Annotated in this window: 12 protein-coding genes and 3 pseudogenes; all 15 read right to left on the bottom strand. The window is 56.9% G+C overall.

Annotated features, from left to right (window positions below; translation table 11 throughout):
* Nucleotides 1–78 precede the first annotated feature (78 nt).
* The 15 genes and pseudogenes from PACILC2_RS12240 to murA all read right to left on the bottom strand — a co-directional run bounded on the left by PACILC2_RS12240 (nucleotide 79) and on the right by murA (nucleotide 12,151).
* Nucleotides 79–276 (bottom strand): hypothetical protein, encoded by a 198-nt coding sequence (locus tag PACILC2_RS12240; RefSeq protein ID WP_062492415.1) that lies wholly within the window; start codon nucleotides 274–276, stop codon nucleotides 79–81.
* A 90-nt stretch (nucleotides 277–366) separates the two neighbouring features.
* Complete coding sequence (locus PACILC2_RS12235; RefSeq protein ID WP_062492414.1) at nucleotides 367–882, bottom strand: DivIVA domain-containing protein; 516 nt, start codon at nucleotides 880–882, stop codon at nucleotides 367–369.
* A gap of 85 nt (nucleotides 883–967) precedes the next feature.
* Nucleotides 968–1,762, bottom strand: coding sequence for a YlmH family RNA-binding protein (locus PACILC2_RS12230; RefSeq protein WP_213529005.1), 795 nt, complete (start codon nucleotides 1,760–1,762; stop codon nucleotides 968–970).
* A gap of 33 nt (nucleotides 1,763–1,795) precedes the next feature.
* Nucleotides 1,796–2,062, bottom strand: a complete 267-nt coding sequence (locus PACILC2_RS12225) for a YggT family protein (protein ID WP_256364517.1) — start codon at nucleotides 2,060–2,062, stop codon at nucleotides 1,796–1,798.
* A gap of 12 nt (nucleotides 2,063–2,074) precedes the next feature.
* On the bottom strand, nucleotides 2,075–2,524 hold the full coding sequence (locus PACILC2_RS12220) for a cell division protein SepF (RefSeq protein WP_213529004.1): 450 nt from the start codon (nucleotides 2,522–2,524) through the stop codon (nucleotides 2,075–2,077).
* A gap of 4 nt (nucleotides 2,525–2,528) precedes the next feature.
* A complete protein-coding gene (locus PACILC2_RS12215) occupies nucleotides 2,529–3,245 on the bottom strand; it encodes a YggS family pyridoxal phosphate-dependent enzyme (protein ID WP_062496689.1) in 717 nt (238 codons plus the stop codon).
* Between the two features lie 8 nt (nucleotides 3,246–3,253).
* Nucleotides 3,254–4,111: a peptidoglycan editing factor PgeF gene (gene pgeF, locus PACILC2_RS12210; RefSeq protein WP_213529003.1), complete on the bottom strand. Its 858-nt coding sequence runs from the start codon at nucleotides 4,109–4,111 to the stop codon at nucleotides 3,254–3,256.
* 56 nt (nucleotides 4,112–4,167) lie between these two features.
* Nucleotides 4,168–4,445: pseudogene (locus PACILC2_RS12205) on the bottom strand (YlmC/YmxH family sporulation protein).
* Between the two features lie 172 nt (nucleotides 4,446–4,617).
* The gene (gene sigG / locus PACILC2_RS12200; RefSeq protein WP_213529002.1) at nucleotides 4,618–5,400 is read right to left on the bottom strand and encodes an RNA polymerase sporulation sigma factor SigG; all 783 of its coding nucleotides are present in this window, start codon (nucleotides 5,398–5,400) and stop codon (nucleotides 4,618–4,620) included.
* Nucleotides 5,401–5,526: 126 nt separating this feature from the next.
* Nucleotides 5,527–6,248: pseudogene (gene sigE / locus PACILC2_RS12195) on the bottom strand (RNA polymerase sporulation sigma factor SigE).
* 32 nt (nucleotides 6,249–6,280) lie between these two features.
* Nucleotides 6,281–7,213: a sigma-E processing peptidase SpoIIGA gene (gene spoIIGA, locus PACILC2_RS12190; RefSeq protein WP_213529001.1), complete on the bottom strand. Its 933-nt coding sequence runs from the start codon at nucleotides 7,211–7,213 to the stop codon at nucleotides 6,281–6,283.
* Nucleotides 7,214–7,453: 240 nt separating this feature from the next.
* Complete coding sequence (gene ftsZ / locus PACILC2_RS12185) at nucleotides 7,454–8,560, bottom strand: cell division protein FtsZ (RefSeq protein ID WP_213529000.1); 1,107 nt, start codon at nucleotides 8,558–8,560, stop codon at nucleotides 7,454–7,456.
* Between the two features lie 14 nt (nucleotides 8,561–8,574).
* Nucleotides 8,575–9,819, bottom strand: a complete 1,245-nt coding sequence (gene ftsA / locus PACILC2_RS12180) for a cell division protein FtsA (protein ID WP_062492405.1) — start codon at nucleotides 9,817–9,819, stop codon at nucleotides 8,575–8,577.
* 226 nt (nucleotides 9,820–10,045) lie between these two features.
* Nucleotides 10,046–10,795 carry a cell division protein FtsQ/DivIB gene (locus PACILC2_RS12175; RefSeq protein WP_213528999.1) on the bottom strand — a complete coding sequence of 250 codons (750 nt, stop codon included), beginning with the start codon at nucleotides 10,793–10,795 and terminating at the stop codon, nucleotides 10,046–10,048.
* Between the two features lie 73 nt (nucleotides 10,796–10,868).
* Nucleotides 10,869–12,151, bottom strand: a pseudogene (gene murA / locus PACILC2_RS12170) (UDP-N-acetylglucosamine 1-carboxyvinyltransferase).
* Nucleotides 12,152–12,158: the final 7 nt, after the last annotated feature.

The raw sequence follows: 12,158 nt of genomic DNA, 5'->3' as shown, positions 1-12,158 counted from the left end.
CCGATGACAGACGCGCCGCGGCGCCTTTGTCGCGAACCATCATTCGCGTTCCCGATAACGGGGGAAAGCCGTCGGCACTTACTTGCACCGGCCGACAGCGCCCGGCTGTCCGAAAATGCGCCTCGCGCGCTTTCCGTCCGCCGCTTCGCCGGCCGTGGTTCGGCACCGCTTCTCGGAGATGATTTTCCGCCGGGGCTCGAACACCGGCTTGCAGCATGTCGCCGGCTCTCTGGGGAACGCTCCCGCAGCGTACTCCTTCTCGTCAACGAATCTCATTGGCATTATAAATTGCTGTCAGTTATAGTTATAGCGCAATCGCGCCCCCGTTGTCAAACGGGCAGCTGCGGAAACGATGCGCGGCTTCCGCTACATGCTGTGGGAATGCTCCACCTTCAGCGCCGCATCTTCCTTGTCTCTGGCGCCGGATTCGAGCGCTTCCCAGCTTTCGACGCCGAGCAATTCCAGCTGGGCTTCGACCAGCGTCCGGAAACGCGCCCGGTAGATGGACGCCTGCTTCTTCAGCTCCTCTACCTCGAGGGCGATTTTGCGGGATTTGGCGAGCGCCTCGTTAATGATCCGGTCGGCGTTCTTCTCCGCTTCCTTAATAATCAACTGCGCTTCCTTCTTCGCGTTGTTTTTGACTTCATCCGCCGCTTCCTGCGCCACGATGATCGTTTTGCTGAGCGTTTCTTCGATATTCGCAAAATGATCCAGCTTCTCCTGCATCGCGAGCAGTTGGTTTTGCAGTTCCTTATTCTCGCGGATCAGCGCTTCGTAATCTTTGATGACCTGATCGAGAAACTCGTTGACTTCGTCCTCGTCATATCCGCGCAGTCTCCGTCCGAATTCCTTATTATGAATGTCCAATGGCGTCAGCGGCATTGGCGCACCTCCTAAACAAATATATGACGAACAAAGATTAGTAAAGCAAACAATTCGACATCCATAAGCAAAATCCTGCAAACGTTCAAACAAATCTGCCGATTCTGACGCGAATTCTCCCTTTCTTCGTCACGCCTTCGACATCAAGCACCTTGAAACGGCCGAGCCCCTTGAACGATACCACGTCGCCCGCCTTGAGCGGTTTCGACGGCTCCTCCTCCGTCTTCCAGTTGACCCGACACCGTCCGACTTTGATCGGGTCCGTTATTTTGGAGCGGCTGACCCGGAACACGTCGCTGGCGATTCCGTCCAGGCGCATGGAAGCGACCGTGAGCGCGAGCTCCTCCAGCTTCGGCACGACGGGCACGAGAGCGTCAAGCGGCAAAATTTCGGTCGTCACATGGACGCGATGGACTTGCCGGAGATGGATGTTCAGGTAGTCGGCGATTTCTTCGGCGACGAGGCAATGGCTTCCGTCTTCCCTGACATGAATGTCGCCGATCCGGTCACGCTTGACGCCAAGGCCGAGCAGGGCGCCCAGGTAATCGCCGTGGTCGAGCTCGGCTGTAGCTGTACCGCCCGTTCCGCCGGCGCTTACGGAGAGCACGACGATGCCCGCCGGCTCATCCTCCAGCGAACGGTAGTCCGGTGCGATCAAAGCGCGCTTGCGCTCGGCCTCCGGGTAGCCGCCGTCCATCCGCAGCCGCACGTCCGGATTGCGGTTCGCGATCGTCTCGAGAATATAAAGCTGCCGCGGATCAAGAAAATCGGTCCGCCTCACCTCATGGCGCTCTGCGGACCGCTCCACCCATTCCGTCGCCCGGTCGACAAACGGCCGTTCGTCGGGATGAAAATGCTCGTAAATTTCTTTATTTGCCATATCCGTATCCTTCTGACGACCATCGTTCGCCGGTTAAATAAAGAATTCGATGACGGCGATCAGCCCGTACGCGACGAACTGCAGCGCGAACACCGCGACGATCGGAGAGATGTCCAGCATGCCGCCGATCGGAGGAATGAAGCGCCTGAACGGCGCGAGGTAAGGCTCGACCAGCTTCCCGAGAATCTGGCCGATGAAGCTTTCGCGGGCGTTAGGGAGCCAGGAAAGAAGAACGTAGCCGATGATCATAAAGGTATATATCGTTTCGAGATTCCAGATCCAGGTTGCGATTGCCTCCAACTCAAGGTCACCTCATTTTTTGTAGTCGTTCTCATCCGCCAGCATGTCGCTAATGGTGCCTTGAATTTCGACCGTATCCGGAGTACAAAGGAATATATTCGGTCCCACCTTCGAAATGCTGCCGTTCAGCGCATAGACCGTACCGCTCAAAAAGTCGACAACCCGAACGGCGAGATCGGTCCTGACGCGCTGCAGATTGACGATCACCGACCGGTGCGAACGAAGATGGTCGGCAATCTCCTGCGCCTCGTCATAGGTACGCGGCTCGCTCAGAATGACGCGGACGTTCTTCTGCGCATGAATGCTGACGATATTGCTTCCTTTCATACTTTTACGTTGCACGGCCGGATGCGTTTCATTTTCTTGTTCGTACGCGGCCGGCTCCGTTTCTTTTTCGCGTTCGATAATTTCCTCTTCTTCCTGCAGTCCCAGAAAATTCATAAAACGGTTCATGACGCTCATCGCTTCATACCTCCTCTTTTCCTACCAGTACGGTACCGAGCCGAATCCACGTTGCGCCTTCTTCGACCGCAATTTCAAAATCGTTGGACATTCCCATGGACAATTCCGTCAACGGCTCCGCCGTTGCCGAACGTGCATTCAGCTCGTCCCGCAGGAGGCGAAGCTGCCGGAATACGGGCCGCGTCGCTTCCGGATCTTCCTCATGCGGCGCCATCGTCATCAGTCCGATCGGGCGAATGGAGCGGAACGCGGCAAGCTCCTTGAGGAAATGCTCTGTCTCTTCCGGAGCGAGACCGTGCTTGGACTGTTCGCCGGATACGTTCACCTGGACGAAGCACGGCACGACGATGCCGAGACGCGCCGCATGCCTGTCGATAGCCTGAGCGAGCGACATCCGGTCCAGCGAATGAATGTATGTAAATTTGTCGATGACGTCTTTCACTTTGTTCGATTGCAGCGAGCCGATAAAATGCCAGACGGCTTGTACCGCATAATCGGCGGCGGCGTCCGGTCCGCTGATCGCCCGCCACTTCGGTTCCGCCTGCTGCCACCGGTTTTCGCCCAGGTGGCGGATGCCGCAGCGCAGCGCTTCCAGGACCGTTGCGGTTCCGACATATTTGGTCACGGCAATGATCCGGACCTCTTCCCGGGACCTGCCGCTGCGTGCGCATGCCGCCTGCAGGCGGCGTTCCACCGCGTCAAGTCTGTCCTGCAGCGTCAAAATTCGTTTCACTCCATTCCGATGCCGATCCAGCTGGCCATCCGTCCCGTCCGGCCCCCTTCCGCCCGGAAAGAGAAAAAAAGGTCGGTACGGCAAGCTGTGCACCATTGAGACATTTCGATATGGATCGGCATAATTCCTGCTTTTATCATAATCTGTCGGTTCATTTCTTTCAAGTCGAGCCTCGCCTTGCCCTCTCCCGTCGGTATGATTGCCGGACGGTCGCCGGATATGCCGGATATGCCGGCAAGCGAGCGGACGAGCGGCTCCATCCGCGCGATGACCGGTTCGTCCACTTCGTAGCAGCAGCCGCCGATAGACGGCCCGATCGCCGCGCGGATCGCCGACGGGCGGCTGCCGTATACGGACGTCATCGCCTCGACGGTCCGGCTCGCGATTTCGAGCGCCGTCCCTTTCCAGCCGGCATGCGCCAGCGCGATGACGCCCCGCTCCGGATCGTAGAAATAAAGCGGAACGCAGTCGGCATAGAAGGAGACGAGCAGCACGCCGGGCTCCGCCGTCATGATGGCGTCGGCGGCGGGAATCGCCGATTCCGTCGATTCGCGTCCGCTGCCTTTCTCGTCGGCTCCGATCGCATGCACGCGATCGCCGTGCACTTGCTCGGCGCATGTCCACGCTTCGAACGGCCAGCCGATCGCTTCCGCGACGATGCGCCGGTTGCGGACGGCATCTTCGGGCCGGTCGCCGACATGCAGGCCGACGTTCAGGCTGTTCCAGGGCGGCCCGCTGACGCCGCCGTTCCTTCCGGTAAATCCGGCGGTCAGCCCTTTATATTGTTTTACCCAAGAAGATAATAAAAAAAGCGAAGGTCCTTTCGCCGACGTTCGCTCACGAAACGGTTCCATCAATTCGTCGCACCTCCGCTACCAGTGTACCATAACGCCAAGCGCGAGAGCGACCCTTACACTTCCTGCGCGGCCTCCTCATTCTCCTGGCGGTAAGCTTTGGCGTCGTCTATGCGGACAAGCACGACGTCCGCCCCGATCTTCACAATATTGCGCCACGGAATGACGACGTCCGTCCCGCCGCCGAACATTCCGAAAACTTCGTGTAATGCGGAACGACGATCGAATCGATCCGTCCGTGCCGCAAATCCAGCTCGATGTCGCTGATTTGCCCGAGCTTTTTGCCGTCCACGATATTAATGACGTCCTTCGCCTGAAAGTCCGATATTTTCAAGTCCGCTCCCCCTTTCCGCCCTTAGTAACCAATATATGAGCCCGAATGGGAAAATGTCCTGTTTGTTTGAAAAAGAGCGGCAGGCGGTCCGCATGTTTTCCGGCACGCGAAAAGCGGCGCCTGCAAGCGCCGCCCGGTATTGCCGCACGCCGCGGATCAAGTCCGCGCGAGGTTATATTTTGACATGCTTCTGCATTTGCTGAATCGCCGATTTCTCCAGCCGGGACACTTGCGCCTGCGAAATGCCGATTTCCTCGGCCACTTCCATCTGCGTCTTCCCCTCGAAAAATCGCATCGACAAAATCATCTTTTCCCGCTCGCCCAGCTTGTGCATCGCTTCCCGCAAGGCGATTTCCTCGATCCAGGTGCCGTCCTTGCTTTTCTCGTCGCTCACCTGATCCATCACGTAGATCGGATCGCCGCCATCGTGGTATATCGGCTCGAAGAGCGAAACCGGATCCTGAATGGCGTCAAGCGCAAACACGACATCTTCCTTCGGCACGTTCAGCGCCTCCGATATTTCGAAAATCGTCGGCTCGCGCGAATTTTGGTTCGTCAACGTATCGCGCACCTGCAGCGCCTTATAAGCGATATCGCGCAGGCTCCGCGAGACGCGGATCGGGTTGTTGTCGCGCAGATAGCGGCGAATCTCGCCGATAATCATCGGGACGGCATACGTGGAAAATTTGACATTTTGGCTGAGATCGAAGTTATCGATGGCTTTCATAAGACCGATGCAGCCTACCTGAAACAAGTCATCCACAAATTCGCCGCGGTTGTTGAACCGCTGGATAACGCTCAATACAAGGCGCAAATTTCCGTTAACCAATTTCTCCCTTGCCGACCGCTCGTTTCTCGTTTGCAAAGCGGTGAACAGCTCGCGCATTTCAGCGTTTGTCAGGACGGGCAGCTTCGCGGTATCCACACCGCAGATCTCGACTTTGTTTCGGGTCAACGCGATTACCTCCCAAGGAGAAACATTACTGTACATTATCTCCTCGGCCCCCTTTTTTATTCCTGATCCGACACCGTCCGACAAATACCGCAACCCTCCTCCGGATGGAGAAGGGCCGCGCCGCTCTCAGACCATTTTATTGAATTCTTTGCGCAGACGCTTGATTATCCGTTTCTCAAGCCGCGATATATACGATTGCGAAATGCCGAGCAGGTCGGCGACATCCTTCTGCGTTTTCTCTTCGCCGTCGGCGAGGCCGAAACGCAGCTCCATAATGATCCGTTCGCGCTCGGTCAGCTTGTCGAGCGCTTTATGCAGCAGCTTCCGGTCGACCTGTTCCTCGATATTGCGGTAGATCGTATCGTTCTCCGTCCCCAGCACGTCCGACAGAAGCAATTCGTTGCCGTCCCAGTCGATGTTCAGCGGCTCGTCGAACGACACCTCGGTGCGCGTCTTGCTGTTGCGGCGCAAATACATCAAAATTTCGTTTTCGATGCACCGCGACGCATAGGTGGCCAGCTTGATTTTTTCTCCGGATCGAACGTGTTGACCGCCTTGATCAGACCGATCGCGCCGATGGAAACGAGATCCTCGATATGAATGCCCGTATTTTCAAACTTGCGGGCGATATACACGACAAGACGCAAATTCCGCTCAATGAGCATCGCCCGGATCGCGGAATCGCCCGAAGGCAGCTTCTCGAGCAAATACTCTTCTTCCTCGCGGGTGAGCGGCGGCGGCAATGCCTCGCTGCCTCCGATATAATAGATTTCTTCGCTCTTTAACCCGAATAAAAATAAAACACGGTAATAATATAACTGCAGGATCAATTTCCATTTGACGAACATGCGGTCCATCCCTCCCAGTAATATTCCGCGGTCTAATTAGCCTTATGAAGCTGCTGCACCAAAGACGGATGAATGATCGCCCGGTACGCCCCATCCGCCGACAACGTTCCGCCATCGAGAGCGACCAGCACCTTGCGGCTTTCCTCCCGCCGCCCGTCCCGCTCGATGCAGACCGCGTCGGGCTTCAGCGCCAGCATGAAGCGCGTGCCGCGGTTGACGCCTCTGTACGGAACAAGACGCAGCCGGTCTTGCCATTTGAACGGTTCTTCATCGCTTATTCCGGCTACAAGACGGTCCACCTGCGACTGGCGGATATGACCCAGCCACGATGCCGGAAGCTCATCTTCCCATACCGACGCTTCCATCACCATCACCGGCGTCCGCGTCAACGGATCGTACAGCTGATTGCCGGTATCGATCAGGCCGATGCAGCGGCGCTCGCATTCGCCGATGAACACCGATACCTCGACCAGATGATCCGTCAGCAGTTCCCGTTCGCGTCTCCCTCTGACGACGGAACGGTAAATATACAAGCCGATGCAAACGGCCGATAACACGAACACGATGCCGGTTTTCAGTTCGGCGCGGACGCCTCCTTCGATAAATGCGAGCCCCTGCCAAATTTCCGAACGGCCCTGCAGCATGTAGTGCGCCCCGAGCACCGCCCCCGCCGCGACAAAATTAACCGCATAAAATGCGGCAACGTTGCGTATGAACGATTGCAAACTCGCAAACCCGAACGCCGTCCAAAGCATGAGCAGGGACAGTACGAATTTGATGGCGAACGTAAACAAAAACGATAGCGTCGGAACGAACATGAGCATAACATATGACGCTCCGATCGCCGCAGCGGCCAGCACCTTCCACCAGACGGCCCGGATATCCCGTATCCATGCCGTCATCAGCAAAAGGCTTCCGTCAATCATCAGGTTCATCGCGAACACGACGTCAACATATACTGCCATCGCTTCACCTTCCTGAAGCGGCGCCCGGCAGGCCTGTCAGGCCGAAGCGCTGGAGCGCGATTGAGACTAGTATAGTAAAATACTATTTCAAAGTCTGTCTAATCATGCCGTCAGGAGCAATCTTTTTTGTCGAGTCTCCGGAGCAAAACAGGGACCCCCTTTCCGCTGCCGTACAGGCTTCGGAAAGGGGGTCCCTGTTATGTTTCGATACCGTTCGATAATGACGAGCGCAAGATACAATCAGCCGCGCGGACGATTGCGCAGGAAAGCCGGAATGTCCAGCTGGTCGTTCGAATGGCTGCCGAACGGCTTCACATTCGTCGCGGACTGGCGCTGTTCCGTATGCTGCTCGGCCGGCTGCTGATTGAGGACGCGGCCGCGGCTTTGTTCCGGTTTGGAATCGAAGCCGGTAGCGATGACCGTCACCTTGATTTCGTCCTTCATCTCTTCGTCGATAATCGCGCCGAAAATCATGTTGACCTCCGGATCGGAAGCTTCAATGACGATTTCCGCCGCTTCGTTCACTTCGTACAGCGACAGATTGCTGCCGCCCGTAATATTCATAATGACCCCGCGGGCGCCGTCGATGGACGTCTCGAGGAGCGGGCTCATAATCGCTTTGCGGGCCGCTTCCGCCGCCCGGTTCTCCCCGGAGGCGATGCCGATGCCCATCAGCGCCGAGCCCCGTTCGGTCATAATCGTCTTGACGTCGGCAAAGTCGAGGTTGATCAGGCCCGGTACGGCAATCAAGTCGGAAATGCCCTGTACCGCCTGGCGAAGCACGTTGTCCGCTTCGCGGAACGCTTCGAGCATCGGCGTCTTCTTGTCGACGATTTCGAGCAGACGGTCGTTCGGGATCGTAATGAGCGTATCCACTTTGTCCTTCAGCGCTTCGATGCCCATCTCGGCATGAGCGGAACGCTTCCGCCCTTCGAACGTGAACGGACGGGTCACGACGCCGACCGTCAGCGCGCCGCATTCGCGGGCGATTTCGGCGATTACGGGAGCCGCCCCCGTACCGGTTCCGCCGCCCATGCCGGCGGTGACGAACACCATATCGGCGCCTTTCAGCGTATTACTGATCAGATCGCGGGACTCTTCGGCCGCCTTCTTGCCGACCTCGGGGTTGGCGCCGGCCCCGAGACCGCGGGTCAGCTTGTCTCCGATTTGAAGCTTGTGCTCGGATTTGGACAGATTGAGCGCCTGCGCGTCCGTATTGACCGTAATGAATTCGACGCCTTTGACGCCGTTCTCGATCATCCGGTTTACCGCGTTGCTGCCGCCTCCCCCCACCCCGATTACTTTAATTTGGGCCATCGTTTCCATATCAAAATCGAATTCCAACATTATGATTCCCCCGATCAAATGAATTCGCTAAACATATTTTTGAGCCGTTCGAATATGCCGGGCTTCGGCGCAGCTGCCGCACCGCTCTTGCGGCCAGCCGGCTTCTTGGAACCGCCTCCTCCGCCGCGCAGCTTCATATGCTTCGACACGTACTGGATAATCCCGACACCGCTGCTGAAAGAAGGATCTCTCACGCCGATATAGTCGGGCACCGCGATACGAACCGACGATTCCAGCTCCATCTGGGCCAGTCCCAGCGTTCCGGGCAGCATGACCGTTCCTCCGGTTAATACATAGCCGTTCACCTTGTCCCCGTATCCGAGTCGCCGGACTTCTTCCCGAATCAGATGAAAAATTTCCTGCATGCGCGGCTCAATAATGTTAGCCAAATCCACTTGCGAAAATTCCTTCTCGATATTCGTGCCCATCCGCACAACTTTGAACTTCTGGTCTTCGGCGGCGTCGCTGACGAGCGCGCAGCCGTATTTGAGCTTGATCTTCTCCGCCTGCTCCGTCTGGGTTCTGAGACCGTAGGCGATATCGTTCGTGACGTATTCCCCGCCGATCGGCAGCGTCGAAGTCGCCGCCAGACTGCCCTGATCGAAGATTGCGACCGTCGTGGCGCCCGCTCCCACATCGGCCAGCACCGTTCCCATCGATTTCTCGTCCTTCGTGAGCGACATGACGCCGGAAGCGAGCGACATCAGAATGACGCCGGAAATTTGAAGCCCCGCCTTCTCTACGCAGCGCATCAAATTATGTATCGCCGTCTTCGCTCCGGTGACGATCGTCGCCTCCACTTCGAGGCGGACGCCGATCATGCCGCGAGGATCGGATATGCCTTCAAGCCCGTCCACCAAATACTGCTTCGGGACGAGATTGATAATTTCGCGTTCCGGCGGAAGCGCAACGACCTTGGCCGCCTGCAGCACCCGCTCGATATCTTCTTCGCCGATTTCGCGGTCCTCATTGGAAACCGCCACTACACCATGGTTCGTTTGCAAGGCGATATGGTTGCCCTGGATTCCGACGTACACATCCGTTATTTGAATGCCGACCATCCGTTCCGCATGATCGACGGCTTTGCGTATCGATGTGACGGTCTGGTCGATATCCACGATGGCTCCTTTTCGTATCCCTTCCGAGTCGGCAGATCCAACTCCAATAATATTAATGGCTCCGTTTTTCATTTCGCCAATAATAGCACGAACCTTGGACGTACCGATGTCCAAACTGACAATGATGTCGCTGTTGCTCAACCCGCGGCACCTCCCGTTTCACGATTGCATGTATCATGCGCTTTGCATGAAAATCGCATCTCTTTGTTATAAAATAAATGCATTTCTATCATATTCAACGCGTTATTGACGAAACCTCTTTTTCTACAAATTTTTCATACATGAAGTAATTGGCAATTTCTCCGAATCCGTCGAAACGAAAGGCCCAAACGCGGCTTTACCCATAAAATACTACCATTTTTTGTTGCTATTGAGTAGTCTCTAATTCGTCGGTCTCCTGCTCGTAAGGCTCATAGGTGTCGGCCAGCAGCATCGTCACGCGCCCCGGCTGCTGCGTCTCGACGACGGCATTGAGCATCGGAATTTTGTCCTTCAGCACCGACACCGCCGTCACGACTTCGAACCGCGTGCGCGTATATATTTTGATCCGGTCGGGATACGCCTTCGACGGATACGGGGTAATTTCCGATATGTCCGAAAGCTCCTTGGCCGGTATGCGAGCCAACTGCCTGGATAGCTCGGCCTTGACCGGATCGTTCGGTTTCCAGCCCGTCAGCACCGGCTTGTCCGCAACGATGCTGCCGCCGACGACCGGAATATTCGCGCCGTTCGACAAGATCGCGGTCAACTCCCCGGTCGAGGACAGTTCGAACGCCACCGCGTTGTATTCCTGCACCGCGATGCGCACGACGCCGGGAAAATGTTTCGTCACCTCGACCTCCTTGACAGGCTTCAACGTTTTGACGCGTTTCTCGATCGTCGCCGCTCCGGCGCCGAAGAAAGCGTCCCCGACCGCAAGCCCCGAAGCTTCCCGGATTTCCGCGGCCGTCAAATACATTTCACCCTCTATGACCAGAGACGAAATTTTGCTGATAGAAGAATTGAAAAATAATACCGCGAGCAGCACGACGAACAGAAGCAGGAGCACGGCCAGTACTTTCCGATTGCCCCTTCGCTTTCGCTCCGGCTCCCGGAGGACCGGAATCGGTTCAGACATGGCTTGTCCCTTCTTTCGTAAAACATCCGCTCCCACTTTAAGAGGCGGGAGCCGGGAGTGAACCGCCTTTCGGTTATCCGGGAACGACCCGGTTGTCGGGTACGGCGGAATATCTCGTTATACGGGCGCCCAGTCGCGACAGCATCTGCTCGATCCGGTCATAGCCGCGGTCGATGTGATGCACCTGTTCGACGATCGTGCGGCCCTGAGCCGCAAGACCGGCGATGACGAGCGCTGCCCCCGCCCGCAAATCGGTCGCTTCTACGGTCGCGCCGTACAGTCTCGGAACGCCCCGTATGAAAGCCGCGTTCATATCGACGCGTATGTCCGCCCCCATCCGGGTCAATTCTTCCACATGCTTGAAGCGGCCTTCAAAATCGTTTCCTTCATGATGCTCGTTCCATCCGCGACCGCCAGCAGCACCATCAACTGGGACTGGAGATCGGTCGGAAAGGCCGGATACGGAGACGTGACGATGCGCTCGATCGCCTTCGGCCTTGCGGAACTGCTAACTTTCATTATATCACCGTCGATGGCGATTTGAACACCACAGCGGCGAAGCACATGAATGAGCGACGTCAGATGGGCCGGATTGGTGTTCTGCAGCGTCACCTGCCCGCGGGTTGCGGCGGCGGCCACCATGACGGTGCCGGTTACGATCCGGTCGGGAATAACCTCGTAACGGCAGGGCTCAAGCTTCCTGACGCCTTCGATCGTAATCGTATCGGTTCCGGCGCCCATAATTTTCGCGCCCATCTTGTTGAGAAATCGCTGCAAATCCTGAATTTCCGGCTCGCGCGCGGCATTCGTAATCGTCGTCCGCCCTTCGGCCAGAACGGCGGCCATCATAATATTTTCCGTTGCGCCGACGCTCGGGAAAGCGAGATGGATATCGTTCCCGATCAAACGGGGAGCGCGGCAAATAATCCGGTTGCCCAGCTCGATCACTTCCGCGCCGAGCGCCTCGAGCCCTTGCAGGTGCAAATCGATTTTGCGTTCGCCGATGGCGCAGCCTCCGGGCTGATAAACCTGTACTTCTCCGAATCGCGCCAGCAGCGGTCCCATCAGAAAGATCGACGAGCGCATTTGGCGCATAAGCGTTTCCGGTACATGGGATGTATGCGCGGGCGCCGTATCGAGCACGACGGTTTCGCCTTCATGCCAAGCCCGGCAGCCCAGCTCCCGGAGCAGATCGAGCATCACCCCGATATCCAGCAGTTTGGGCACATGGTCGATTGTGACGGTTCCGCAAGCCAGCACGCTGGCAGCCAATATCGGCAATGCGGCATTTTTCGCTCCATGGATGGCAATGGTTCCTGAGAGTGGTTTCCCGCCTTCAATCACCAGTTTATCCAATGTATCA

The sequence above is a fragment of the Paenibacillus cisolokensis genome, from assembly GCF_018403665.1.
Lineage (GTDB): Bacteria > Bacillota > Bacilli > Paenibacillales > Paenibacillaceae > Paenibacillus_AH > Paenibacillus_AH cisolokensis.
This window is presented reverse-complemented; position numbering and strand designations above follow the sequence as displayed.

Coding starts and splice junctions, on each gene's coding strand:
- PACILC2_RS12240 (WP_062492415.1), bottom strand. CDS start 276: ATGAGATTCGTTGACGAGAAGGAGTACGCTGCGGGAGCGTTCCCCAGA.
- PACILC2_RS12235 (WP_062492414.1), bottom strand. CDS start 882: ATGCCGCTGACGCCATTGGACATTCATAATAAGGAATTCGGACGGAGA.
- PACILC2_RS12230 (WP_213529005.1), bottom strand. CDS start 1,762: ATGGCAAATAAAGAAATTTACGAGCATTTTCATCCCGACGAACGGCCG.
- PACILC2_RS12220 (WP_213529004.1), bottom strand. CDS start 2,524: ATGAGCGTCATGAACCGTTTTATGAATTTTCTGGGACTGCAGGAAGAA.
- pgeF (WP_213529003.1), bottom strand. CDS start 4,111: ATGGAACCGTTTCGTGAGCGAACGTCGGCGAAAGGACCTTCGCTTTTT.
- spoIIGA (WP_213529001.1), bottom strand. CDS start 7,213: ATGGCAGTATATGTTGACGTCGTGTTCGCGATGAACCTGATGATTGAC.
- ftsZ (WP_213529000.1), bottom strand. CDS start 8,560: ATGTTGGAATTCGATTTTGATATGGAAACGATGGCCCAAATTAAAGTA.
- PACILC2_RS12175 (WP_213528999.1), bottom strand. CDS start 10,795: ATGTCTGAACCGATTCCGGTCCTCCGGGAGCCGGAGCGAAAGCGAAGG.